Source organism: Mesorhizobium sp. WSM4808 (assembly GCF_055811675.1).
Window position 1 is genome coordinate 242,413 of sequence record NZ_JBVVQX010000009.1, and the last position, 26,446, is coordinate 268,858.

Annotated in this window: 19 protein-coding genes; 13 read left to right on the forward strand and 6 right to left on the reverse strand. The window is 60.6% G+C overall.

Annotated elements, in window-relative coordinates; all coding sequences use genetic code 11:
* Window positions 1–2 precede the first annotated feature (2 nt).
* The 6 genes from AC0L2U_RS18460 to AC0L2U_RS18485 are packed head-to-tail and all read left to right on the forward strand — an operon-like array spanning window position 3 to window position 9,394.
* Entirely contained in the window at window positions 3–419 is a 417-nt protein-coding gene (locus AC0L2U_RS18460; protein ID WP_473602418.1) for a very short patch repair endonuclease, read from the forward strand.
* Window positions 406–1,899, forward strand: a complete 1,494-nt coding sequence (locus AC0L2U_RS18465) for a DNA cytosine methyltransferase (RefSeq protein WP_473602420.1) — start codon at window positions 406–408, stop codon at window positions 1,897–1,899. Before AC0L2U_RS18460 ends, AC0L2U_RS18465 begins: the two co-directional genes overlap by 14 nt.
* Window positions 1,896–3,437: an ATP-binding protein gene (locus AC0L2U_RS18470; RefSeq protein WP_473602421.1), complete on the forward strand. Its 1,542-nt coding sequence runs from the start codon at window positions 1,896–1,898 to the stop codon at window positions 3,435–3,437. The genes AC0L2U_RS18465 and AC0L2U_RS18470 overlap by 4 nt, the downstream gene beginning before the upstream one ends.
* A 1-nt stretch (window position 3,438) precedes the next feature.
* The gene (locus AC0L2U_RS18475; RefSeq protein ID WP_473602447.1) at window positions 3,439–6,333 is read left to right on the forward strand and encodes a Z1 domain-containing protein; all 2,895 of its coding nucleotides are present in this window, start codon (window positions 3,439–3,441) and stop codon (window positions 6,331–6,333) included.
* Window positions 6,330–7,331, forward strand: a complete 1,002-nt coding sequence (locus tag AC0L2U_RS18480; protein ID WP_473602422.1) for a PD-(D/E)XK motif protein — start codon at window positions 6,330–6,332, stop codon at window positions 7,329–7,331. The genes AC0L2U_RS18475 and AC0L2U_RS18480 overlap by 4 nt, the downstream gene beginning before the upstream one ends.
* A complete protein-coding gene (locus AC0L2U_RS18485; RefSeq protein WP_473602423.1) occupies window positions 7,271–9,394 on the forward strand; it encodes an AIPR family protein in 2,124 nt (707 codons plus the stop codon). The genes AC0L2U_RS18480 and AC0L2U_RS18485 overlap by 61 nt, the downstream gene beginning before the upstream one ends.
* A 20-nt stretch (window positions 9,395–9,414) precedes the next feature.
* Here AC0L2U_RS18485 and AC0L2U_RS18490 read toward each other — a convergent pair whose 3' ends face one another.
* Window positions 9,415–12,057 (reverse strand): hypothetical protein, encoded by a 2,643-nt coding sequence (locus AC0L2U_RS18490; protein ID WP_473602424.1) that lies wholly within the window; start codon window positions 12,055–12,057, stop codon window positions 9,415–9,417.
* A gap of 59 nt (window positions 12,058–12,116) precedes the next feature.
* Window positions 12,117–12,962 (reverse strand): hypothetical protein, encoded by an 846-nt coding sequence (locus AC0L2U_RS18495; protein WP_473602425.1) that lies wholly within the window; start codon window positions 12,960–12,962, stop codon window positions 12,117–12,119.
* Window positions 12,963–13,250: 288 nt separating this feature from the next.
* Between AC0L2U_RS18495 and AC0L2U_RS18500 the strand changes: the two genes are divergently transcribed.
* From AC0L2U_RS18500 to AC0L2U_RS18520, 5 genes are all read left to right on the forward strand, one after another.
* Window positions 13,251–13,817 (forward strand): hypothetical protein, encoded by a 567-nt coding sequence (locus tag AC0L2U_RS18500; protein ID WP_473602448.1) that lies wholly within the window; start codon window positions 13,251–13,253, stop codon window positions 13,815–13,817.
* A 23-nt stretch (window positions 13,818–13,840) separates the two neighbouring features.
* Window positions 13,841–14,515 (forward strand): hypothetical protein, encoded by a 675-nt coding sequence (locus AC0L2U_RS18505; RefSeq protein ID WP_473602426.1) that lies wholly within the window; start codon window positions 13,841–13,843, stop codon window positions 14,513–14,515.
* Window position 14,516: 1 nt separating this feature from the next.
* On the forward strand, window positions 14,517–15,287 hold the full coding sequence (locus AC0L2U_RS18510) for a hypothetical protein (RefSeq protein WP_473602427.1): 771 nt from the start codon (window positions 14,517–14,519) through the stop codon (window positions 15,285–15,287).
* A complete protein-coding gene (locus tag AC0L2U_RS18515) occupies window positions 15,280–19,497 on the forward strand; it encodes an nSTAND3 domain-containing NTPase (RefSeq protein WP_473602429.1) in 4,218 nt (1,405 codons plus the stop codon). Before AC0L2U_RS18510 ends, AC0L2U_RS18515 begins: the two co-directional genes overlap by 8 nt.
* Window positions 19,498–19,559: 62 nt before the next feature.
* Window positions 19,560–20,177 carry a GIY-YIG nuclease family protein gene (locus AC0L2U_RS18520; protein WP_473602430.1) on the forward strand — a complete coding sequence of 206 codons (618 nt, stop codon included), beginning with the start codon at window positions 19,560–19,562 and terminating at the stop codon, window positions 20,175–20,177.
* A 237-nt stretch (window positions 20,178–20,414) separates the two neighbouring features.
* On the opposite strand, the gene AC0L2U_RS18525 is transcribed toward AC0L2U_RS18520, so the two are convergent.
* Window positions 20,415–21,608 carry a site-specific integrase gene (locus AC0L2U_RS18525; protein WP_473602431.1) on the reverse strand — a complete coding sequence of 398 codons (1,194 nt, stop codon included), beginning with the start codon at window positions 21,606–21,608 and terminating at the stop codon, window positions 20,415–20,417.
* Between the two features lie 112 nt (window positions 21,609–21,720).
* Here AC0L2U_RS18525 and dusA point away from each other — a divergent pair, with 112 nt between their 5' ends.
* Window positions 21,721–22,737 (forward strand): tRNA dihydrouridine(20/20a) synthase DusA, encoded by a 1,017-nt coding sequence (dusA, locus tag AC0L2U_RS18530; protein ID WP_473602432.1) that lies wholly within the window; start codon window positions 21,721–21,723, stop codon window positions 22,735–22,737.
* A 10-nt stretch (window positions 22,738–22,747) separates the two neighbouring features.
* Here the strand turns inward: dusA and AC0L2U_RS18535 are convergent, their stop codons facing one another.
* Window positions 22,748–23,452, reverse strand: a complete 705-nt coding sequence (locus AC0L2U_RS18535; protein ID WP_127270820.1) for a TIGR02281 family clan AA aspartic protease — start codon at window positions 23,450–23,452, stop codon at window positions 22,748–22,750.
* 7 nt (window positions 23,453–23,459) lie between these two features.
* Window positions 23,460–23,693 (reverse strand): DUF1289 domain-containing protein, encoded by a 234-nt coding sequence (locus AC0L2U_RS18540; protein WP_027036625.1) that lies wholly within the window; start codon window positions 23,691–23,693, stop codon window positions 23,460–23,462.
* Window positions 23,694–23,890: 197 nt separating this feature from the next.
* Here AC0L2U_RS18540 and AC0L2U_RS18545 point away from each other — a divergent pair, with 197 nt between their 5' ends.
* Window positions 23,891–24,889 (forward strand): nicotinate-nucleotide--dimethylbenzimidazole phosphoribosyltransferase, encoded by a 999-nt coding sequence (locus AC0L2U_RS18545; RefSeq protein WP_127397489.1) that lies wholly within the window; start codon window positions 23,891–23,893, stop codon window positions 24,887–24,889.
* A gap of 12 nt (window positions 24,890–24,901) precedes the next feature.
* Here the strand turns inward: AC0L2U_RS18545 and AC0L2U_RS18550 are convergent, their stop codons facing one another.
* On the reverse strand, window positions 24,902–26,422 hold the full coding sequence (locus AC0L2U_RS18550; RefSeq protein WP_127810428.1) for a sensor histidine kinase: 1,521 nt from the start codon (window positions 26,420–26,422) through the stop codon (window positions 24,902–24,904).
* Window positions 26,423–26,446 lie beyond the last annotated feature (24 nt).

A 26,446-nucleotide genomic window follows, 5' to 3' on the forward strand; every position in this document is an offset into this window, starting at 1 on the left:
ACATGGACATAGTATCTTCTCAAAGACGATCAGCGATGATGTCGCGGATAAAGGGGCGCAACACGCAACCCGAACTCGCTGTAAGACGCACAGCGCACTGGCTCGGATTGCGATTTCGGCTATATCGCAAGGATTTGCCAGGAACGCCGGATCTTGTGTTCCCCGGCCGCCGCAAAGTCGTCTTCGTTCACGGGTGCTTTTGGCATCGCCACGCCGGATGCAAATTTGCGTATACGCCGAAGTCCAATCTTGAGTTCTGGCTTAATAAACTTGAGAATAACGTGAAGCGAGATCTCCATACGAGGCGGCAGCTTGAGTCGGGGGGGTGGACGGTTATTGTTATCTGGGAGTGTGAAACAAAGGACGAGGCGAAACTCGTCGAGATTCTAAGCAGGCAGGTCCGCAATGTTGCCGGTTGAACGCGACGCCATTCGTCGCGCCAAGGCAGAGCGGCTGCGCAGTGGTGAATCCGCTCGTGTGCTTGAAATTTGCTCGGGTTGCGGCGGACTTTCGCTCGGGCTGGCGTCAGCAGGATTCGCGCTCTCAGCTCACATCGAAATTGATGCAGAAGCCGCTGCAAGCTACGCGCTCAATTTCGGCGGTGACCGCAAGAGTGATGACCCGTGGGCGTTGCCACGTGACATGGTGCGCGTCTCGGCCAGTGATCTGGTTGAGGAACTCGGCCTGGGCGTGCCGGCTGCTTCTGCCTTCGACGTTCTGGCAGCAGGACTGCCGTGTCAGGCATTTGCCCGGATCGGCAGATCGAAGCTGCGCGCCGTGGCGGGCAGGGACGACGCGTTTCAGACCGACCCGCGCGCTGCGCTTTATCGCCGCTTCCTTGACTATGTGAGCGACACTCAACCTCTTGCTATCGTTATCGAGAATGTGCCGGACATTCTGAATTTCGCGGGGCACAACGTTCCCGAAGAAATCTGTGACACGCTTGAGGCTGCTGGCTATTGGACTGCCTACACCATCCTCAACGCGGCCTATTTCGGCGTGCCGCAGGTGCGCGAGCGGCTATTCATCATCGCTATCGCCAAGACACTCGGTGTCGATCCGACCTTTCCTGAGCCAACCCATTTTCTTGAGCTGCCTAGAGGCTATGAGCACTCACGCCGAGTGGCACTTAAGCACGTCCAACAGGATAGTCCGCACTTTCACGAGGTTCACAAACCTTCTGACGAGTTGCCCGGCGCCGTTGGCGTTCGGGCGGCGCTCGGCGATCTGCCACGGATTACGGAACACCTAACGGATCCCCGTGCAATGCGCCGGCGCAAGATCGATGAGGTGCTGCCATATCGCCAGCCCAAGGCCGGATTGTCGGATTACGCTAATACCATGCGGAACTGGCCCGGATTCGTAACGCAGGCAGGTTCTGGTGGCCATCTCGTGCGCATCACACCACGGGACTTTCCGATCTTCCGCGACCTACCGCACGGGGCCGACTATCCGCACGCTCGTCAACTTGCCGAAACAATGCTCGAGGATGCAGCGCGCATAAGGGGCTTTGGGCCGGAAGACGTAGGATCGGAAGCATGGCAGCTGCTTCGCCAGTCCATTGTCCCACCATACGATCCCGGCAAGTTTCCCAACAAGTGGTGGAAGCTGGAGCCGCTCAAGCCGTCGCGAACCCTCACCGCGCATATTGGCAAGGATACCTATTCCCACATTCACTATGACAGTCACCAGAGTCGGACGATCTCAGTTCGTGAAGCGGCCAGGCTGCAATCATTCCCCGACGGGTTCCGATTTGCAGGCGCGATGAATGCGGCCTTCAGGCAAATCGGCAACGCCGTACCGCCTATTCTCGGTCGTGCCGTCGCCGAGACCCTCAAACAGCAAATCGAGACCGGTGTTGCTGCGCTGGATGACACGAGCGGCCTCGAAGCCGCATGACAGAGCCCGAGGCCGAAACATACGAGGACTTTGACTATGCCCCGCCCGGCGCGAGCGCGATGCTCGAGTCCCTGCGGGGGATCGGGTACTCGCCTGCTGCGGCCATTGCCGACGTTATTGACAACAGTATTGCGGCGGCTGCGAGCCGAGTTCGGGTCGATTTTCTCTGGCGTGGGCCGAACTCGATCGTACGCATCAGCGATGACGGTAGGGGCATGGACCGGGCGGCGCTAATTCAGGCAATGCGGCCCGCAGGCCGCCATCCGCTGGAACCTCGGGAACCCGAAGATTTGGGTCGGTTCGGGCTCGGATTGAAAACTGCGTCGCTCTCGCAGGGGAGCCTGCTTGCGGTTGCATCGCGTGTAGAGGGCGGCGAGGTTGAAACCCGATACTGGGATTTGGCCCATGTCGCCGCCGTGGATGCATGGCAGTTGTTGCGCGGGGTACCAGAAGAGATCGCGGATGACGCACAACTCCTTGACGATAGGCCCAAGGGCACCATCGTCGTCATCGCGCGCCTCGACCGGATGCTCGGTCGCGAGCTGACTGACGACGCTACTGATCGACAGCGCTTTCATTCTCTGGCGCAGACTGTTGAACGCCACCTCTCAATGACCTTCCACCGCTACCTTGAGGGTCCGAACCCGCGACTGACAATTACTTTCAGCGGCGATGATGATGCACAGAAGGTGATCCCCTGGGATCCTTTCATTTCGTATCATAAGGCGACGGCGCCGACCCCGGTGGAGACGATCAGTCATAGCGGTGGGTCGATCGAGGTCCAGGGCTTCGTGCTTCCCCACCGCGATCGCATGAGCAGCGCCGAATTCAGCAAGGCCGAAGGACCGTCTGGCTGGCAGGGGCATGAAGGTTTTTTCGTGTATCGGGGGCAACGCTTGCTGGTGCCAGGCGGATGGCTCGGACTCGGCCCGGGTCGTGGCTGGGCGCAGAACGGCATCCATCGACTTGCCCGTATTCGCCTGGACCTTCCGACCAGCGGTGACCAGGACTGGAAGGTCGATATCCGTAAATCGTCGGCAGTACCGCCGCCATCGCTCCGCAAGCGGCTACAGGCACTTGCTGAGAATGTGCGACGTGACGCACGAGAGATTTTTGCGCAGCGGGCGGGCGCTGGTACCCGAAAGCAGCGTGAGCAACTGGTCCGGGCATGGGAGCCCGTTCACACAAGCCGCGGTGTCTCCTATCGCGTGGACCGGTCTCATCCGTCGGTCCGTCATGCCCTTGACGCGGTTGGCGACAAGCGCCGCATCGTCGAAGAAATGCTCGCGGTGATCGAAGCGACTGTTCCCCTGCAACGGATATGGATTGATGTCAGCGAGACGGCAGATTCGACAGCACCTAAGACCGCATCAACGCTGTCAACGGACGAGGCTGCTGCGCTCGCGTCGCTTTACCAGCACATGAGGACCAGTCTGAAGCTTGGTGCCGATGAGGCGCGCGCTCGACTTATGATGCTGGAGCCTTTTTCGGCATACCCGGATGCAATCGAAAAGCTCCCGGAAGAGGTCGTTGGCTAAGATGGCCATTAATCCCGACTTCCAGCTTGAACTCGTCCAGATGGCGCAGCTTAGGCTATCTCAACGCGCAGGGGTTACCCCCCTGTCGCGTGATGAAATCGGTGCCACCCTTGACCGGCTGATCGCGGCCTTTCCGGAGTGGCGCGGGGGCACTTCTCGCGACGTCGCCATCGCGCAGCTTGGTACGATTTTCAGCACGTTCATAGGCGACGAGTCGGTGCTTAGCGCCGATGACGGCCATCTGCCTTGGCTGAACCAGCGCCGTGACGACATCAGATGGAAATTCTGGGAACGCTACCGTAGCTTTCTGATCCGCCGGCAACTCCCCCAGCCCGCGATCAACTCGCTCAATCGCATCACCGACCGTATCCTTGATCTGTGCGGCGACCCCGCGGTCGAGGGAAAGTTCGACAGACGGGGCATGGTCGTGGGCGACGTCCAGTCGGGTAAGACCGGCAACTATACCGGCCTCATCTGCAAAGCGACTGACGCCGGCTACAAAGTTATCATCGTCCTGACTGGTCTTAACAACAATCTGCGGAGTCAGACGCAGATCCGCCTCGATGAGGGGTTTATCGGGAAGATTAGCGTACCCATCGGAGAAACAGATTCACGGATCATAGGAACTGGCCAGATCGACCCTTCGGCAATCGTTGATTGGGCTACCAATCGCACCGAAAAGGGCGATTTCAACTGGAAAGCGATGTCCCACTTCGGCGTTCACCCTGGCGGGCGTCCATTGCTGCTGGTGGTCAAGAAGAATGCGAGCGTTTTGAACGGCGTCCTGGAATGGATTCGGCTGACTGCGAACTCCAACGATCAGGGTCGGCCTCGTTTTACCGGCATGCCACTTCTCGTCATAGACGATGAGGCCGACAATGCGTCCGTTGACACGCGTCAGCAGGGTTTCAACGATGGCGTTGCCGATGTCGACCACAAGCCGACCGCTATCAACGCGAAGATCCGGCAGATCGTCAGCAGCTTCGATCAGGTTTCCTATGTCGGCTACACGGCTACTCCATTCGCGAATATTTTCATTCATCCTGACGCCGAGACGGGCAGGGAATTCCAAGATCTTTTCCCGCGCAACTTCATCGTCAACATGCCAACACCGGACAATTATGTCGGCGCCGCCCGCATCTTCGGGGGTATCCGTGACGACGATGAAGATACTGAGCTAGCGGAAGTCGGGATTCCCGAACTAATCGTTCCAGTCGATGATCATGCCGCGAGCGACTCACGTCGCGAGACGCAAGGCTGGATGCCACCCGTTCACAAGGTCTTCCATGTCCCTCTCGTTGATGGGGAAGATACCGTTCCTGAATCATTGCTGACTGCAATGCGGAGCTTCGCGCTGGTCGTCGCAGCGCGTCGCGAACGTGGCCAGGGACGCGATCACAACAGCATGTTGATTCACGTAACGCGGTTCCAGGCCGTGCAGAAGCGCGTATTGGCGCAGGTGCAGGAAACACTTGATACTCTGGCAAATTCCGTTCGGTACGGCGGTGCGGCTGGTCTTGCACCCTTCAAGGACCTTTGGGAGCGTGGGTTCGATCCTGTGACTCGCGCGTTGGCCGTGGAAGACTGCCCGCCAGTGGCCTGGTCAGCAATTGAGGTTGCATTGCGCGCGACTATCAACTCGATCAGCGTGCGGGAGATCAATGGCAGCTCGGCAGATGTACTCGACTATGACTTGAACAAGAATCAAGGGCTGAATGTCATTGCCATCGGCGGCGACAAGCTGGCGCGCGGTCTGACGCTTGAAGGACTGTCGATCACCTATTTCCTGCGCGGATCGACGATGTATGACACTCTCATGCAGATGGGGCGCTGGTTCGGCTATCGGCCAGGCTATCTCGATTTGTGCCGACTGTTCACGACCCAGGATCATATTGACTGGTACGGTCACATCGCTCAGGCGAGTGACGAGCTCCGGCGAGAGTTCGACCGAATGGAGGCGATCGGCGCCGATCCGGTGCAATTCGGTCTGCGCGTCCGGAGCCATCCAAGCCTCACGGTCACGTCCCGCGCGAAGATGCGCCACGGAACTGAGTTGCAGGTGTCTTTCGCGGGCGACGTTTCGGAAACGACCGTTTTCTCAACAAACCAGCAAATTCTGGAACAGAACAGGACGGCCGCTGCAGATTTTCTCGGAAGGCTCGGTATCGATGGGATCAGACATACACCAGATCCGGAGCAGGCGCGGCCCGGAGGCCGAACGAACCGATGGAAGGGCTCGCACCTCTGGACCAACGTACCGGCGGGTCACGTCCTTACCTTTCTAGACATGTTCTCCACCCATGAAGATGCTGCACGGGCAAACGCTCCTGTGCTTGCCAGATATATCCGGCAACAGAACCAGCGTGCCGAACTCGCCGAATGGAAGGTCCTGCTTGTCGGAGGCGATGGCGAAGAAACAAGCTTTGGCGGCTGGACCGTAAATACGGTGATCCGTCAACCGAAAGGCGGATATGGGACGGATCCCGGCGCTCCGAGAGTGATCAAGCCCGGAGAGCGCTTCGTAATCCGTCGGCTGCTCAATCCGCGTGACGAAGCGGTCGACCTGGGCGCGGACTCCTACGAAGCCGCCATGGCTGACACGCTCGCAGCGCCGCCGAAACGTAAGCGCAAGACGGACAAGGTCCCTGAAGCACCGTCTGGCGTCTTTCTCCGCAAATACCGCCCCGCCAAGTGCGGCCTACTGCTTCTCTATCCGCTCGCCCGCACGCAGAAGCTTGAGCATTTTGGCCGCGTAGTCGATCATCAATTCCTTCCTCTCGAACCGGCTCCAATGGGTTTAGGCATTAGTTTTCCCGCAAGCGCAAATGCCAAGTCTGTCAGTTATGTTGTCAATAGCATCTACGGCGCCGGCGACGATGACGATGGTGACGCATGAGCCCGATCGACGAGGTCTGGGCCGCCTTGCGTGCCGAAAATAGACCCGAGCCAGGCTGGCATCTCAGGCGGATCCATACCGAGGCTCCATGCGAGATCCTCGCCGGGATCCATCAGCCTGACCGAGCTCCCGGACTGATATTCGAAGTCGACGCGTCGGCTTTCCCATCCGGCATCCGAGTTCCGCAATCCTCAGGTTTCCGTGTGGACACGTCCCTGATAGGACACAGTCACACTGGCCGCGTACGGATTGCGCTGTCACTCGCGCAGGCGGCCTATTCAACCGTATTTTCGGTCCTCTGTTCGGACACTGCAGGGTGCGCCGCAGCCCAGACCGATGAGCGGGCGGCGCTCACCAGCGCAATCGGACGACTTCATGTCTGGCAGGCTTTCATGGCCAAGCATGGTCCAGATGGCCTGTCGGAAAATGCTGTCATTGGCCTGATGGGGGAACTCCACATTCTGGTTGAGCACGTGGTTCCGGTCCTGGGTGTCGGGGATGCACTCAGCAGCTGGGCTGGACCGCGCGGAGAGCCCAACGATTTCAGCTTTCCCGGGGGCTATCTGGAGGTCAAAGCGACTGCACGCCAAGCTCCAGACGCTTTGACGATATCGAATGCCGATCAGCTGGATGTTGCCCGGGGCAAAATTCTGCTGGCGCATGTGCGCTTCCGTCCTTCGCCAGAAGGCCTGACCTTGCCCGGAATCGTTGCGCAAGTACGGTCGTGGCTTGCGAGCGAAGCGCCCGCGGCCATTCCGGAGTTCGCGTCACTGCTGCTGGCTGCTGGCTACGTCGAAGCGCATCAGGAAAACTACACCTTACGGCTCGTTCCGGAAGGTCTCCAGCTGTTCGAGGTTGGAGAGGATTTTCCACACATCCGGCGAAGTGAACTTCGACCTGGGGTCCTTGACTGCACGTATCCAGTCGATCTTGGTGCATGTGCGCGCTGGGCCGCCCCGCCGGCGGCGCTCTCCTCTCTCATTCGGCCCGTATCCTGATGGCTGAGGACCGGGACCTTTTGCAATTCGCGAGCGAGCTCCAGTCAGAGATCGCCGACCGGGCGCTGGGCGACTTGGAAGCGGGAGAGTTCACCGAGAACGCCTTTGTAGACGTGATTTCCGAGCACCTTGCCGAAATCGGCATGATCGAAAATCCCGTCACGTGTTACTTCCCAGCCAAGGTAGGCAGCGGAATTGTGAAGGTGAGCGGTTATGCCGTCCCTGACGACGGCGAGCGGATCGATATCCTAGTCGCTATCTTCAGCGGCACCACAACGCCCGCAAATATAACGTCGTTGGATATGACGCGCGTAGCCGGGCAAGGAGCGCGCGCGCTCCTCGCGGCCAGTCGAAATATCCATCTCGATCTCGAGACGGCTAACGATCGCTTCGCGATGATGCAGCGGATTTCGGAACTGTTGGTCGCGGGAACGAAGCAGGCACGCGTGATCGTCATCAGCGATGGCCTGTTCGCAGCACGTGAACTGGAACCGACAACCGTTGCAGGTGTCGAGGTTAGCTTCGAGATCTATGATATCCGGCGCCTCATGCGCACCATGCGCACCGGTCAGACACGCGAGGTCATTGACATCGATCTCGCCGCGCTGGGCATGCAGCCCATCCCGTGTGTGGCAATGCCGGCCGGGACCGAACCCTATGAGACCTATCTCGCCATATTCTCGGGCGAAACGTTGTACGAGCTGTATGAGGCCTACGGACCGCGGATCCTCGAGTACAACGTCCGCGCCTTTCTGCAGGCAACCGGCAAGGTCAACAGAGGAATCCGGGACACTATACGAGATCAGCCCGGTTACTTCATGGCTTACAATAACGGCATTTCGGTCACGGCAGATGAAGTGCGAACCGAGCGGATCGCCGGCGTCACTGTCATTACCGGCTTCATGGGGATGCAGATCGTCAACGGCGGTCAGACGACCGCCTCGATACACCGCGCTCGGAAGCGCGATCGCCTAGATCTGTCTCGCGTCCATGTGCCAGCCAAGGTGACCCGCCTTCCGCCCGAAAGCGTCGAGGAGATGGTCCCGCAGATCTCGCGCTACGCCAACACCCAGAACGTCATCCAGGAAGCTGACTTCTCATCCAACGAGCCCTTCCATATCGCGATGGAACGCCTGTCCAAAGACATCTGGGCACCCGGCGAGAGGACGCGCTGGTTCTATGAACGCTCGCGTGGTCAGTACCAGACCGCAATGAGCATTGACGGGTCGACAGAGGCACGTTTACGCGCATTTCGTGAAAGGACGCCGCCGGCAAACCGAATCTCAAAGACTGACCTCGCCAGATTCTTGAATAGCTGGAGCAGGCTGCCTCATATCGTCAGCGGCGGTGTACAAAAGAACTTCATCGCCTTCATGCGACGCGTCCGCGACGCGCGGGGGAATAAATGGGAACCGGAAGAAGCGTTCTATCGTGACGCGATCGCTCAGGCCATCCTGTTTCTCGCGGCACAACGGGTCGTCCGCCGCGAGGGGTTTCCGGCCTACCGGATCAACATCACGACCTATCTCGTGTCGTATCTGTCTCATCGCACTGGAGGTCGGTTGCGCCTCGATCTCATCTGGCAACGCCAGTCGATCGGAGACGATCTGCAAGCGCTCATGAGGGTCTGGTCGCATGCCATCGACCGGCAGATTCAGGCCAGCGCGGCGGGCAAGAACGTGACCGAGTGGGCCAAGAAGGAGGCATGCTGGATCGGTGTTCGTCAGCTTGATCTTCCAATCGAAGGTGTCTTGCCTGAGGAATGGGGCAGTGACGATACGACATTATCCCCTGAGGAGATGCCATCTACGGGCGACGACCATGCCTCGTCAGCGGCCTGCATGCGCCTGTCGGCTGAGCAATGGTTCGCACTTCATCTTTGGGGCACCCGAACCGGCAACCTCGCCAAGTGGCAGACGGGGATAGCCCACACGCTCAGCAGCTATGCCGGCCGCGGCTGGGAACGTGCCCCAACCGCAAAACAGGCGAAGCACGGTGTGCGGATACTTGAAATCGCTGCCGAACATGACTTCGAAAGTGGCGCCGGCGGTTCGGACGAATAGCAGCGCGTTGACTGCAGCGATCAGTCGAGTTCGGCGTTCATTTGCTGCAAGCGGCGCAGGGTAACGACGTCGTCAGCGTCCCCCGGCAGTCCATAGAAATCCAGAATCATTTGGTTGAGTTGGGCCATCGCGGGGAGTGTGTCTGTTACCCGATGTGCGGCTTTCCAACCGCTCGGTGGATAGCTGGCAACCGCGCGTTCGATGTGGTGGTTTACCTCCTGCGTCAGCTCTTCCAACCGGGACTGAGCAGCGCCCTGGGCGACAAGTGCTACCGCGCCTTCCTCCTGAATAATTCGGAACGGCGGCACAATCGGGAAGCCGCCAAAGGTGTTCACCACGGAAAACCTCGCCATCCAGCTACTGGCCGGCGGCAACGTCGCGCGCGCCCACACGGCGAACACGCGCGAGCGGAACAGGGTCGGCACCGCGAGATCGCCCTCGATGACGAAGAGGTCCTGCACTGGTACCTCGTCATCACGCATCTCGACCACCACCACCGGGACGGCACCGTCGACAATCGCATACCGCTGAAACCCGGGAGGCGGGGCCGTCCAGCATCTGACAAGGTCCGCCGATCGCTTCAAGGGGCGCGTCGCAAGTTTCGTCCTGCTATCCAGCTCCAGAAGATCCCGCAAACGGCTGGCGCCTGCTTGATCGCCAAGCACAAAGTCACGGGTCAGAAGAAGATCACTATTTGGCTCACCATGCGGCCTCGTGGCCGAACGCATGGGCCGTAGGTTCGTTCGTGCAGATTGCCGATCAGCCTGGGGTAGCCCATCCAGCCATTCCGAACTCAGATCGTAACTGATGCGGAACACGTCGCGCTGATCGACGCCGCGTGTGGCGACACGCCGATGGACCGCATGCGAGCGCACGGGCCCGATATCTACCTCATCTGGGAATGTCACGGGGCGCTCGATGTCCGCGAGTCTTCGCAGGGTGGCGGTGTCCGTATAGCGCGCGACACGCCAGCCCGCTCTGCTGGCGGTTTCGATCATATCAAGCGTAGGTGTCTCTCCGGTTACCACCAAATTGAACGGGGTAGAGACCGGATTTGCGACAGTAAAGGTAGTGCTATAGTCGGGCATCGACAGCGCACTGCTGACGGGGGAGTTGTCGACTTGCGATTGCTCCAGACGGAAACCGGCGCGCGCCGGCGCGCCTCGCCGTGAACTGAATATGGGAGCCAGAACCCTCGCGGCAAATTCGGGAAAGCGATTTCCGCGCCTCCGGCCTTCAACCAGAACCTGGCTTTCGATCTCGTAGCTGTGGACGTCTCGAGGGTTGATGCGAGCCGAAAAAAGGATGGCCGGGTCGCTGCGCTTTGGATCGCCAGACACCCAGCTCACCTCTGAGCCAAGCCGCAAGTTGCCGGGGCCGTCAAGCAGGGTCTCACTGTCGCCAGCTTTGGGCATGAGGCCAACAGCCAGGACAGGAGTAGGCTCGCCCCCAGGTCGGTCTAGAAGTTCCCGCCGGACGACAGGTGATCGGCACGCGACGATGGCAAGCGCGATCACGTCGGCGATCCGACGGTCGAATGAGCGCTTGGATTTGCCCCACCAGAAGGGCGATCTCGCAATCGCAGAGTCGAGGATGGCATGGCTTTCGCCAGGGAGGCGAGAATGTTTCGCGCCTATGCCGAACAATCGTGACGGATGGTTTGCCGGAAGCGCAGGGGCGACAACAATCAGCGCGCCTTCGGCGGCCTGCTGGTTGATGAAAGCATCCAGATCAGGAAGCATTCCTGGCTCCTGATCGTCTTCATCGAGGACCAACACAATAACATCTGCAATGAACCCGGTACGGGAGAGCAAATCGCGCCGTTCGCGTGCACTCGACGCAACGTGCATGTGACTCCCAGATGGCAGCATGTCGCCTTCGCCACGCTTCAAATGGCTTGCGATCTCTCGAGCACGCCGCCCATCAGCGATGATCAACGCTTCGGTCTGCGCGGGAGGGGTAGCGGGCTTCAGGGGCGGGCCGGGCGGGTCGTCGGTCAAATCCTCCGGCTTTTGCTCCACAGCAATCGATGCGCCCGACGACAGCGCGGTCAGTTCCGCTCCAAGCAAGGTTGCCAGCTTTGCGATGCCATCGAATGCCTGCTGGAAGGGCTCCTTTTCCAACAGTGCGCGGGCAAAGGTGCCAGGCAGATCGACGGAAAGAACCCCGGGGGTGCGTTCAACAACAGCCACTGCTTGTGACGCGATCAGGGCATGCTCTCCCCCAACAAGCACCCGACGAATCGCTGTCTCCAGCAGTTGGCGTACGAACTGTCGCCGCCAGCCACGCGCCCGTACACCTCCAAACTTCTCCTGAACGAAGTCGAAGGCGACGGGAGCAAGACGAACTACCTCGCCCCGTCCGGCATGTACCGCCAATTCGAGCAGGCTGAGCGGCGCTCTGGATTCGAGGTCGCCCTGAACGGGAACAAGATCATCCCACAGCTGTTCGGGTGTCCCTACATATGCCACGTCGTTCCACAGGAAGACGTCGTGCCAAGAGTCGCCCACTTCAAGCGCGATCGATTCCCCATGTGGAAGCCTGCGCTGTTCATCGAGATCGACGGGCTCAAACTCGGCGATCCGGCTCTGATGGTCGCCAGCGATGGATGATCTTGCGATGTAGAGCGTGTTAGCCCCCTCGCTCTGGCCAAAGAGTGGCATGGCAAAACCATGCCCAGTGCATCCATAGTGCCCAACAAGCCGAAGGGTGAGGCGGTCGGTCATAGCTGGTGACAGGTGGCAAGATGTTCGCGCACGAGCCGGTTGATTTCGACGTGGAAGTCAGCCGGTGCACGGTTCGGCCGCCACTGGTACGTTTCCCACGTAACGCCAGCCGCGGTTAGCTTCTCGATCATTTCGGTGTTCTTGCCATTGGGATCCTCGAGAAACTGATACGGAAGGATGGCAAATTTGACGTCACTGAGTGGCACATGCCGATCAAATGCAAGTTCGATTGCTGAGGCGCGACGATCGGGACGGTTGCTGCCGACGGACGCAAGCTGTGAAATCTTAGCGAACGTCTGAGGGCCGATATCCCAATCCGGAATCGACTTGGTGAAATCCGGCTTCAGTTTGCCGTCGTAGTAGTCTGCCGGGCTGCCGAACGCCCAGGAGATGTGATCATTCACGGCCTGAAGTGTCTCCTCGAGGGCGTAATCCTCAAGGTAATATGAGGGGCTGGCCCCCTCGTCGAATGCACCTGCAAGAGCTCCACCGGTGTCGAAGGGGTAAACGTGAAACGGGACTCCGAGATTCTGGGCGGTGACCAGAAACACAAAGGGAAAGTAGTCGAGGATGGACTTCTTGTCCTCTGCCCCACGCAACTTGTACGCTGGACGCATCGCGAAGAAATAGACCAAGTGACGATCGAAAACGGTGCAGCGCCTAGTTTCTATCTGACCAGCCCTGATGATTTCCCGCGCCGCGCCGACCGCCGTGACGTGCACCAAGTAATATTCGGCCGAGGCCGCATGCGCACGACCCCGCAGTCGTTGATTGGGGTCGCCGCTTGTTCGCCGTGTAAGTACCGCCACGTTTCCCCGCCTGCCGTCGGTCTTTCGCGCCATTCTATTGAATCGCGTCTGACTGTGTCCTGCTAGTTCATATATTTCAATCCGTTGCGCGGGGATTGCGTTGTTCGGGATCCTTCCAGGAGCTTCGCGTGGGCTGAGGGGCACCCTGGGCGGCGGAGCAATGCCATTGTGCCCGTAACTGACCTGCATGCGAATACATGGGGCAGGGGTCGTCAGCAATTGCGTAGCACCTGAGCGCACACCAGTTGGTGGTGTGATTGACAGCGGAACTGACCCGTGGCTTTGTGTCCTCTGTCCGCGGACAAAGGACAGGACATGATGATGAAAAGCCAGGATGTTGTCATCCTACTAAAACTCGCGAGCTTGGAAGACAACGAACAAAGTGCCGGTTCGCCGCCCCAACCGCGTGGGCTCCCCGGGGGAGAGGATCCATATTCGGTGCGTGGCCTCGAGGCGGCGCTCGGGATCAGCAAGACCGAGGTTAGCGCTTCGCTCAACCGCAGCATCGCATCGGGCCTCGCTATCAAGGACCGAAAGTCCGGCCGACCCAAGCCGAGCAAACGCCAGCTACGCGAGTTCATCGTTCACGGCCTGAAATTTGTCTTTCCCGCAACCCCAGGTGCCATGCAGCGCGGTCTGCCGACGGCCTTTGCCGCGCCTGTCCTTCGAGAATCGTTGCACAGCGCCGGCAGTCTCATCAGCGTGTGGCCATATGCTCGCGGCCAGGAAATGGGTCAATCCGTCGAGCCACTCTTCAAAACGGTGCCGGAAGCCGCGGAAAAGGATGAGCGTCTTTATGAGTATCTCGCCCTCGTCGACGCCGTCCGCCTGGGCAACCAACGGGAGGCCAACCTGGCGGCCAAGCTGTTGACTGAGAGGTTGGGATGACAATCCAAGGCCAGCTCAAGGAAATGCTGAAGACCGTCGCCGTTGCGCTCGGCGACGAGTTGCGGGAACGGCTGGTCTTTGTCGGCGGCTGCACGACCGCTCTCTACATAACCGATCCCGTTACTCTCGAAGGCGTTAGGGCGACCGACGATGTCGACCTGATAGTCGATCTCGCCGGGTTCGCCGAATGGGCGGAATTGATGGCCCAGTTGCGCGAGCGCGGCTTCACGGAGTCGCCGGACGACAATGTCATTTGCCGGATGAAACTTGGCGAACTCAAAGTCGACTTCATGCCCGACGACGAGGCGATCCTTGGCTTCAGCAACCGCTGGTATGGCAAGGGTATTGAGACGGCGGTCCCAGCAGAGCTGGAGGAAACGCTTGTGATCCGGCGCCTCACGGCTCCCCTATTTGTCGCAACCAAGCTGGAGGCCTATCGCGGTCGCGGCGAAGGCGACCTCATAGGGAGCCGCGATGCCGAGGACATTCTCTTGCTCGTCGACGGCCGAGAGGCTCTCATCGAGGAAATCGCCGAGGCTGAGCCCGAGATCCGAACCTACATCGCCGAGCAGATTGCGGAGCTGCTTGAAGGTCAGAGCTTCGACCATTTCCTTCAGGGGAACATTCGAGGACCGGCGGGCCGTGCTGACATTGTCTACGATCGCCTTGTCGCCTTGAGCCAGTTAGGTGCCGAATGAGATGACTTTTGAAATCGAGTGGCACTGTCAGCAGGGAACCAGAACAACCGACAACCGCGACCATGCTGGCGTTGGCATCCGTGGCGATAAACTTCTGGCGATCGTTCTCGACGGATCCACCCGGGGACCAACAAGCGGTCAGTTTGCTCAGGAAATCGCGCGACAGATGGTCGACTGGTTCGTGACCAGTGTCGACGAGACGACAGCAGAGACTAAGGCCGAACAGCTTCGCGTCACTCATGCAGCGCTCGCAAAGGACTTTCAGAGCGACTCAGCGAGCTACGCACTTCTGTACTCGGAAGCGACGGGACCGGTGGTCGTGCTGCACGCGGGCGACTGCCTCGTCGGCCGTGCTGATAATGGACAGACAACGTGGCTACAGCAACCGCACACTCTGGCAAACGCTCTTGCATCCGTCCAGATTGATACCCTTGCGAAAGAGCCTGCGCGTCATGTTCTGACGCGAAGTTTCCGATCGAAGCACTTCACGGCGCCCGACCTCAGCTTCATCGAAGTGGACGATCGGCCTTTGCTCGTCGCGACTGACGGTTTCTGGGCCGACATGGACGCTGACGGTCAGACCGCCTTTGTGAACGGGGCTCGTCTCTCGGATGGAGACGAGCAAGATGACAGAAGTGTGCTCTCGATTTCCCGGATCAAATCGGACGGCGGGATCACGGTTGTCGGCGACCAGGCTGCCCCGAACCTCTATGTGAGAATAGTAACGAGGGCGATACGACATTGTCCCGAGGGAGCGGACGGAAATGGATAGCGATGTTGGCGGGGCCAACCCGTCATATCAAGGCTACGACTACCAGAAGCTGGTGACGGTCTGGGTAGCGCTGCGACTGATGTTCGGTCCTGATGCCAGCGCTGACGAAATAATCGTCGAGCCAGCCTCGCACGACGACGTCAAGGCAAACCTCGCCGTGCCTGCGGAAGCGGCCGAAGCAAGCCTCAAGATATCGGCGACGGGCGAGCTCCACGTGCAAGTAAAATTCAAGGGGGCCGGCTTCTGGAGTGCCAAGGACTTAGCCGCCGTGGTGGAGGACAAAGCCGCCAAGGGGACCAAAGGACCGAAGCCACGCCCCCGCGCGAAGGCCCTGCTACTGGGCGACACCAACCGTCGCTATGTCTTTATTACAAACACCAGCGTCGACGCGGTCTTGGCAAAAGGTCGAGTGAAAAGTCCTGGAAATCGCTCGGATGCCACCTTCATCCCCACCAACCTCAAGGGGAGTGCAAAGGAAAAGCAGAGCCTCGCCGGTCGCTTTGCCCTGATTGAGGGCATGACGCTCCACGAGGCACGGCGTCAGATCGATGAGATCCTGACCAGCCATCTGCACGTTCCCATCCAGAGCCTCGACCCCCTCGTCGACCGGCTCAAGCGGATGGTGGAAGACCGCTTCCTTGAGGTCCCCGATCCGCTCCGTAGACGTGATGTCGAAAAAGTAGCCGAGGAGTATGGCGGCATCCCGCATCCCAATCCGCAATTGGCCCGATACGTCCCACCCGCCAATTTCTCAGACGCCGAAGAGCGCCTGTCGAAGCTGGGCGCAGTACTGCTCATTGGACCGTCTGGCTATGGTAAGAGTCTAACCGCCGACAAGCTAACTTACGATCGGCGGCAGGCCGACCCTCCCTACCAGGTCGTGAGGGAGAAGGCCGGACTGGCCGCGATCGAGGACGCTTTCGCAGCGCCCGGCCGGGTCTTGTTTCATCTCGAGGATCCTTGGGGACAATCCGGCCTGAAAAGGAGCGAAGCTGAGGACTGGTCGAAGCGGATCGCCGCCCTCATCCAGCAAAGGGCGCCCGACAAGCAATTCGTGATCACGTCGAGGAGCGAGATTTATCGGGCGGCCTTAGGTGCAGTGCCGGCCCCGACTTGGTCGGACCGAGCTGTCGTGATCGATGATGCCGCCTATGACAACGACGCCCGACGCGCTGTCCTGCATGGCGGGCTGGCGACTGCTGGGTCGTGGCGCCAGGACCTTGCGCATCAGCACGAGTCGCGCCTACTCCGCGAGCTCAAGTCGCCTTTTGAGCTCATCGCATTTGGGCGAGAACTGACGGCCATTCCCAAGCCGGATGAAGCCGATGTCAATCGGCTTGTAGACCGGGCACTCAGCGACAGCCGCCTACAAGTGGTACGAGATCAGATCGGTGCCCTCGGCGATCGCGGTGTTCGCGGCGCCGCCGTACTGTGGTCACTGCTACGTTACTCCCAGAACCTACAGCCAGGGGCGCTCGCCCGTCTGCGGCGGGAAGTCGATCGTGCCGCGAAGGACGACATCGCCCTGGACGACTTGGCCCTGCATCTCGCCCAGACGCAGCTCACCAAAGACGGTGACGGCGCTTACACGGCCCACGCCAAGGTGATCGAGGCTGTGGAAAGCTTGGCTCGCGAATACCCTCGCGCAGCTGAAGCCGCGCTGAACGCTGCAGCGCGGGCTGCCGTCGCTTTAGCCGAAAAGGATCTAGACTGGCTGGATGTGTTGCAGCGGCTTGTCGCCGGAGCCCGCGACCTGGAAGGGAGTGGAGTGCTTCTGGACGAAGATGTCGTGATTGCCTTCGAGCGCTTCTTGATCAACGGCCTCGGCAACGCTGTAGAAAATTCCCGCGCCTTTCGGAAGGCTTGGCGTGCAGCAAGTCGCCAGCTCACCACGACGACGCCAATTGGTCGCTTGGTCGACTGGCTCGAACGCGGTGCACCCAAGGAGAATGGATGGGCGGGATTTGGTTGGCAACCGCCAAAGATCACGAAGGTCATGCGCGACTCGATTATGGCCGCTGATCCCGGCCTGCGTATCCTCAAAGGGTTCATCGCTCACCAGCTTCCGTGGACATCCACCGACTATGACGCCGACAAACTGCTGACTTGGCTGAAACCGTTTGGGGTCGATTTCACGGATGCGTTCTTGGCAGCTGGGCGGCACGTGATCGGGGCCGCAGACTTTGTGATGAGCGCCGACGCCATCTCCGAGGGTGCACTAGTGGGCCCGAACCCGCCGCACGACCTTGTCTGGGCTCAGATCCTGGAAATCGACGCGGCGGTTGACGAGGCCTTGGCCGCTTCGAGGGAAGAGCGACGCCATGCTTGGCAGGGTGAGCTCGATTTCGCAGCAGGGCTGGCCATTCAGGAGCGCGCCAACGATGAGGGACCCTCCGCCGCGCACTTCGCGAAGGGCTATGTTAAGGCGCGCCGCCGGCAGGAGGGCCACAGCTGGATTCAGCATCATCCGCGCCCGGACCTTATCCTGCCCCTGTGGGCGGAGACTATGCGTTACAGCTTGCCGAAGGTGACGCCTGCGGAGCTCGACGCATTTTTTTCGATGGCTGGAGATGACGATCGTCTGCAGGCCGAGGGTCTAGGCGTTATAGCCGACCGCCGTCTTTCCTTCGGACGCGGTCGCGTCTTGGCAGCGCTGAGCAGCGGTGGCCCCAAGGCCGTGGATGCCGCAGTTCGCGCACTGTCCTTCCTGGAAGGCGACGGTGCTGATAATTCGGGAAAGTCGTCGGCTCAGGCGATCCTGCTCGCGCTTTTGCCCACGCTCACGCCAACCCGCGCCGCCCTGCTGGCCTCAGAAATCACCGACCTGGAATTCGGTAAGAAGAAGGCTGCGCTGGCGCAGCGAGTGCTCGCTGCAAGTCCCCCCGATGGCGCTGCCGCGGTCCACCTGGCTCTGGCGCGAGCCCTGGGCGCGGATAATGCCACCCTGCTGCAACGCTTCCGCGAACTTTCGCCGGACCAGGCGGAGACGCTGATGGCCCAGGGACCGCGCGGGCTAACGCGGCTTCTTCTGGTCATCTCCGCGGCCGAGGCCCACGATGTCTTCGCGCTGGCCGAGGAGTGGGCGGTCTCCGACGACGAAGACGACGCCCAAGCCGCAGTCCAAGCGCTGGCCTTGCTCAACACGGCACAGGGCCGATCGGCGATCATCAAGGCGCTTGACCACTCCCACTATGAAGTTCGCCGCGCCGCGTTGCAGGCACTCTCACCCCAGGCCGATTCCGATGAGAGGGCCGCACTCCTGGCGCTCAAGACAGACAGGAGCGCGCCGGTTCGCGAAAAGCTTGCCGCCGTCATCGGGCGATACGTTTGGACCGACGGTGTCGACACACTTGCGGAACTTCTGGCTGACCGTCGAAACTATGCCAGACATCCGGAATATCAGCGGCGCTATGAGCCCGAGTTCCACGTCGCGCGCGCTGCGGCCGCCGCGCTCCATCAGTTCGATGATGTGCCGAACGGGGTGATCGATCATGTCATCGAGTTTCTCTCACAGGATGGTGGCGAGGGGATAGACGTCGAGTTGCACGCCACGCTGCTTGACCTCCTCACCTATCCCGATCATCCACCCGTCTGGACCGCGATCGAGCGCGGCCTGCAGGATGACCACGTGGTTGGTGACGTCGATGAGAACCTTTATCCCGTCCGCTATGCTGCTGGGTGGGCGGTGGTGCATCGGATCAGCCGCCATCCCTTCGAACTCAACATGGCACCATGGGAACGTATCAAAGCGGGTGCTGACCACCTCGATCCGCAACTTGCGGCACCCCTCCTGTTAGCTCTAGGAGGGCAGATGGCCACCGAATGCGATGCTGCTACCTTGGAAGTTTTGCGCAGCCCTCATACAACCCCAGCTCGCGTTGGGCTGGCTCTGTCGATGATCGAGGACTTTGAGGCCGCCTGTGGCTTGGCGATCAAGCACGGCCTCCTACCGACAGATCACCCATTTTTGGACGTCGAAGACGATTGTTCGGCTGAGGCGACAAACCTGTCTCGATGGCCGCTGTCGACGCGTGCACGTGCATGGCTGCAGTCGCTTGCGGGTGGGGACGACGTCGAGGACACGTTACTCTGGGTCCTCACTCAGCGAACAGGGGTGCAATTGATCGCAGAAGACTACAATCCATGTTCGCTCCGCAGAAATCAGAAGACTCCGATCACGAGCTTCGCTGAAATGTTTGGAATGGAGTGACAGGAGGTCGGACTTGGCGACCACCCCAAATTTGGATAATGCCAAAGATGAAAAAGCGGCCCATGTCCCTGGTGGTCGAGGGTCTCGAAACCACCAGCGACAAGATCCGGGCCCTGCTTCGGGAGGGATACCTGCGGACCGAGGTTCGGGATTTCCTGGACGTTCGATACCAGCACGTCCGAAAAGTCGCCGTCGATGCGGGCATCAACGAGGGTCTGCAGCGCGGCATTATAGTGCTGCCAGAGCCAAAGGCCCCAGCTCGGGTGAGAAAGGACGTCGCCATCGACGTGTTGGTCGATGCCGGGTTCACGCTGTTGGGTTCATGGGTTTCCACGGAGGCAGGTATCGGGCTTAGCGCGCGCGCGCCGCGCGATCCCGGCGTTTACGCATTCGTGGTCGGTGGATCCGTGAAATACATCGGTCTGACAAAATCCGGCTTCCATCGTCGTATGTATAACTACCAGAAGCCGGGATCGACGCAGCGAACCAGCCGGCGCCTAAACGAGATCATCACTGAACAGCTTGGCATCGGCGCAGTTGTGGAGATCTACATCGCCGTCCCGCCCGCGCTCGAATGGAATGGGCTGCCTGTCCACACAGCTGTCGGGCTCGAATCGGCGCTGATCGAGATGATGCAGCCACCATGGAACAAGATGGGTGTGGAGGCTCTGCTTGAGTAAGGCCCCACCTTCTAATGGCCGCAGCTCGGCGCCCCGTTGTGGATGATGTCGTGGCTCCATTTCTTCAGACCGCGGCGCTCTCCCTGTCTTCAAAACCCGGCGAAAGGGGCTGGGCCCGCTATGGTTCGCCCGCGCCCACCAATCCAAGCCATACACCGCAATGGTGAAGTGTATGTCGAGCCTCGGTAGTTGCGAGGCGCGCGCTTTGAAGGTTCGCCTAGGTCAAGTTACATTCCATCAGCTTGCGTCATCATTGATGGTGACCGCTCCCATTGCCCGCTCCGAACGCCGTCGGCGTGGAAATTGACCGTGCCGCACGAGTTTCAGTGTGGGGTCCTTCTTCGTCACCTCTCCGAGCCATTTCCAACCGTCGTACTTGTCTCCTGTTTGCCGCAAGTGCGTGTAACGCTTGAGGGATGTCCAGGATCGGTGTCCGGAATTTGAGGCGACCCGTGGGATGTTAAGGCCAAGCTCGAATAATCTCGAAATGCCATCGTGCCGCAGGTCATGAAAACGAAGGTCGTCGATTCCAAGGAGCTTGCAAGCTCGCGTGAAGGAGGCGCTGATTGCGTCTGTCGAGTAGGGGAAGATCTGTGCGGCAACCCTGGGCATGGCTTCAACTATTGCCAACGCTTCCTTCTGCAGATCGCACCACACATCGTTCCCAATCTTCTGGCCCGGGTTCTTCATGTCGCGTACGAGTACGCGAACGCCTTCCTTGTCCAGGTCTTTCCAGGCGATCTTCACGATCTCCTCTTGTCGGCGGGTAGAGAAGATGGCGAAGGCAATGATCCGATGCATCGGAATGGAGGACGGTGTTGCGGATGACCGGTCCTTGAAGTGTCTCATAAGCCTGTCGAGTTCGGCGAGTGTCGGACGACGATCGCGTTCTCGGCTCTTTGTTATTAACCCGAGCCTGTCGGCAACGATCGAGGCGTCTTGCATAGCCTGCCGGTCAAGCGGATAGTTCCAGGCAGGACGTGCTATTGCAAATACCGCGCCCAGATGGGCGAGATAGTTGGAGACGGTCTGTGGCTGAACGCCCGTCTCGAGTTTCTCACGCGCGAATGCGACGATGTCGGTGCTCGTGATCGAGGCGCATGGCTTGCCGGCGATGCCGAAGTCTTTGATAGCTTTGAGTACTTGGGTCTTGGTGCGGCCGATCTTCTTGTTGCTTTCGCGAACGTAGCGATCTATCGCATCCGCGAGTGTCGGGACCCGGTTGTCGTTCGACTTGGTCTGCAGCGCAGATTCCAAGGCTTCCGGCTCTCCAAGGTGCTCTTCCCGTTGGCTGAGCCAGGCGGAAGCGGTTGATCGGCGCTCGAAGGTTTTGTTCTCACGCAGGATGATCTTGCCGCCGCGCTTTATGACAATCTGTGCGAGCCATGCTACAGAGCCATCCTTGCGTGAGCGCTTCACGATGGTACCCATTTCGGTACAACATCCCCTTCGCCGGTACAACATTTGTTGTACCTATCAGGAAAAACGGTACAAAATCGGACGAAACGAGACAAGCGAAAAAATGACCGAGAAGGCCTAAGTAGTGGAAACTGAAAGGAAATCGCAGATTGGCGTAGCTCGGCGGTTCTCCGTCGCGCCGATGATGGACTGGACGGACCGGCATTGCCGGTTCTTCCACCGCCAGCTGACAAGCCATGCGCTGCTTTACACCGAGATGGTGGTGGCCGACGCGGTCATCCATGGCGCGCGCGAGCGGCTGATCGGCTTCGATGCGGTGGAACATCCGGTCGCGCTGCAGCTCGGCGGCTCGGATCGTGAAAAGCTCGCCGAGGCTGCCCGCATTGGCGAGGCCTTTGGCTATGACGAGATCAACCTCAATGTCGGCTGTCCGTCAGACCGCGTCCAGTCGGGCACGTTCGGTGCCTGCCTGATGAAAGTGCCCGACCTCGTCGCCGGCTGCATCGCGGCGATGAAAGCGGCGGTGAAGATCCCCGTGACCGTTAAATGCCGTATCGGCGTCGACGAGCAGGATCCGGAGCCGGCCCTGGATGCGCTGGCGGATGGGGTTTTCGATGCCGGCGCCGACGCGTTGTGGGTGCATGCACGCAAGGCGTGGCTGGAAGGGCTGAGTCCCAAGGAAAACCGAGACATCCCGCCGCTCGATTACAGCAGAGTCTATCGACTGAAGGCAAAAAAGAATAACAAATTCATAGGTCTAAATGGTGGAATTCAGTCGATTGAAGAGGCGCAGAAGCATCTCGGTCATGTCGATGGCGCGATGCTTGGCCGCGCCGCCTACCACACGCCCGGCATTCTGGCCGGCGTCGATGCCGCTTTCTACGGCGTCCAGTCCGAGCCGTTCGATTTCGCCGCGCTGATCGATGCGATGGCGGACTATGCGGCACGCCATATCGAGCAGGGTGGGCGGCTTGGCCATGTCACCCGCCATATGGTCGGACTGTTCCATGGCCTGCCCGGTGCGCGCCGCTACCGGCAGATCCTGTCCACGGACGCGACAAAACCCGGGGCCGGCCCGGACGTGCTGAAGACGGCTTACGCGGCCGTCGAGTTCGGTGGCGCAGCAGCCGAAGCGGCTTGAGCTTCGGGGATCAATCCCTGAGGATCATGCGGTCGCCGCGCACGTCAAAACCCGACAATGAACCGATGAAGTTCATGCCGAGCAGGCTCTGGCTGAGCATGCCGGGTGCGGCGATCATCACCGACATATCCCTGCGCATGATGCCGCCGATCGCAATCTGATCGGTTTTCACGGCCGCGGCGCGTGCCATGCCGTTGGCGGTCGAAACCGGTATGGTGTAGTTGAGCGCCGCTGGATTGAATCCGGCGGCCTGCGCATCCTGCGACGTCAGCACGGTGCTGGTTGCGCCGGTATCCACCACGGCCCGGACCGGGTTCCCATTGATCAGGATGCGCGCTTCGAAATGGCCGTTGTCCGCCTTGTCGAGCGTCACCGTGGCGTGGCCGTCCTCGACGCCAAGCGCAAGCGGGCTGCCGGGAACAAGGCCCGCGGTCACCCGGCTGGCGACATCCTGCAACTCATAGCGATACTGGTAGCCGGCGATCAGCGCGAGTGCGATCGCCGCCCAGGCGCCGAGATTGCGGGCCATGGCGCCCAGGGGTCGGCCCGAGCGAAGCAGGCCGGCGCCGATAAGGGCGCCAAAGGCACCGAGCCAGATCAGCCGGCTGAAATCGTTGTTCTCGACGCCGAGCGTGCTGCCGGCGGAATCATTGAGCATGAGCAGGACTGCTCCCACCCCGATCGCGGCCATCAAAATCCAGAACAACCGGCTCATCCGCACCTCACGATAGCGCGTCGCGTTCGCGCGCCATACGGGTGCGGCGAGTTTCCCGGCGCGGCCGGCGTTCGACCGTCTCCAGCCGGGCCGGCAATTGCGCCATGACGCTGCGGCGCGTTTCCGTCGTCATCCCGATCCAGGCGCCGATTTCCTCGCGCGTGCGACCGCAACCGAAACAGAAGCCGGTTTTCATGTCGATCGAACAGACCAGGATGCACGGGGATTCGATGGCCGTCATGACTTTCTCTTGGGCTTCCATCCGGAATCCCTTGTTCCACCTCCACATGGTGCAATGGCAAAGCCAATGCAAGCCCTCGCGATTGCGCCCTTCGGGGCCGGCTTTGCGGCAAATGCAGGCCCATCATCCCGGAGGTTGTGCCAACCCCGCAAGGCGGCTATGCCGCTCACCAACTCCAGGGAATGATCGATAACAAGATGACCAGCGCACTGCCTTTCGACGATTTTCGCAACCTGTTGGCCAACCTGCCGGCGGCCGACACGGCAGCCGAGACCCGCGTGCGCACGCTGTTTGCCAAGGCCGATAAACCAGGCAATTCGCTTGGCCGCATCGAGGACATCGCCGCCTGGTTGGCCGGCTGGAGCGGACGGGCTCCGCCCGCGGTGACAAGACCGCTGATGGCGGTCTTTGCCGGCAATCACGGCGTCACGCGCCATGGCATTTCGCCACGGCCGGTCGCGGCGACCGCCAACGCGGTCGAACTTTGCGCCGCGGGAGGTGCCGCGATCAACCAGATCTGCATTGCCTACGATCTCGGGCTGAAGGTTTTCGATCTTGCCCTGCACATCCCGACCGCCGACATCACCGAAGAGGCCGCGCTGGACGAGCGTGGCTGTGCCGCCACCATGGCCTTCGGCATGGAAGCGATCGCCGGCGGCACTGACCTTTTGTGTCTCGGCGATCTCGGCGTCGGCAACTCGACCGTCGCCGCCGCCCTGTTTGCGGCACTGTTCGGGGGCAGGGGCGCCGATTGGGTCGGCCCGGGGTCGGGCGCCGATGCGGCGATGCAGGCACGCAAAGCCGACGTGGTCGATGCGGCGCTGGCTTTTCATGGCGGCCATCTCGGCGACCCGCTCGAGGCGCTGCGCCGGGTCGGTGGCCGTGAATTCGCGGCGATCGCCGGCGCCATCCTTGCCGCGCGGATGCAGAAGATCCCGGTGCTGCTCGACGGATTGGCGGCGACGGCAGCCGCAGCGGTACTGCATGGCGTCAATCCCACAGCGCTCGAGCATTGCCTTCTGGCCAGCCTGTCGCCGGAACCCGCGCATGCACGCGCCGCCCAACGGCTAGGGCTGCGCCCGTTGCTTGATTTGGGTATCAGCCATGGCGAAGGGGCAGGGGCCGCCCTTGCTGCGGGGCTGGTCAAGGCCGCCGCGCTGACCAGTTCGGGCATGGCAGCTGCGGTACGTGGCTAGAGTCTTGCCGGATTACCGTCGTCGAGCCGCCACCGCCGCAGTCGGCAGTGCCGGCAGTTCCTCCATCACCCGGCTGAGCGGGAAGATCGCGATCGCCTCGGTCCCTTCGCGCAGCTTGGAATGAAGTTCGAACTCGCCGCCATGCATGGCGAGCAGCCCTTGCACGATCGGCAGGCCAAGCCCGGTGCCTTGCTCGGCGCTCTTGATGGCAATGGAGCCCTGGCCGAAGGCGGAAAGCACGATCGGGATCTCGTCTTCCGGTATGCCCGGTCCGTTGTCCTTGATTGAAATGTATTGTCCGCCGCCCGCCGTCCAACCAACGCGGACACGGATTTCACCGCCGGTAGCGGTGAATTTTATCGCATTCGACAGAAGGTTGAGCGTGATCTGTCGCACCGCACGCTCATCAGCGAAAAGGCGCGGCAGTTCGTGCTCGAAATCCTGGACGACCCGGATATCCTTGTTGCGCGCCCTCAACTCCATCATGTGACAGCAGTCCTCAACGATACCAAGCAGCATCACCGGTTCTTCGTTGAGCTGGTACCGGCCGGCCTCGATGCGCGACAGGTCGAGGATCTCGTTGATCAGATCGAGCAGATGCTGACCGGATTCGTGCACGTCATGGGCGTAGTCGCGATAGGTGGGATTGCTCATCGGTCCCAGCACCTCGTTCGACATCACCTCGGAAAAACCGAGAATGGCGTTGAGCGGCGTGCGCAATTCGTGGCTCATCGAAGCGAGGAACCGCGATTTTGCCAGATTGGCGTCCTCGGCCCGCCGCCGCGCCTCGTCCGACATCGATTTCGCCGTCTCCAGCTCAGCGATCAGCGCATCCTTTTCGGAGCGGAACGACAACATCATCAGGGACGAGTGGTTGAGATGACGGGCCACATAGGCGAAGAACGGCAGCGAAACGACCAGCAGCGCGGCCATGATCGCCTCGACCGGCATCCATAGCTTGGCGCCGGCATAAGCGTAGAGCGCCACGGGAACGGCAAAGGTCGCCAACAGCGCCCCGCGCAGAGACGAGGTCATCACCGCGGTCGCCGCCATGGCGAACAACAGCACCACGGCCTTGACGATGTGGAACGGATCGACCTCGCAGACGCTGCAGCCAAGCCACACGAACCATGCCCAGCCGAGACCGCACAGGAAATGGCCGATCAGGAATTCCCGTCCTGCTTGCGAAGGGTTGAGCTCCGAAGCTTCGGTGCGCTCGATGCGCCGCGCCATGAAGGCAACGATAGTGTAGCAGGTCAGGGTGAACAGCGCCCAGAGCCCGATCTCGTTGCCGATTCCGGCCAGCCGGCCGGCCGCCGCGATCGCCAGAACAAGAAGCGGGATGGCGATGGCGCCGCTGGTTATCGCGCGGGCATGGAGCTTCAGCAGTTCACGATCGAAATCGGGATTGCCGGCCTGCTGCGCAAGACGGTCACGCGTCTTGCGCACCGCGCGCGCCACATCGCTGTTGCGATGAGGTTTCCTGCGGTCCACAATGAACTTGTCCGCTGTGTTCGAGCGTTGCAAGGGCATCAAAACTTCAATTTATGCGAGCAG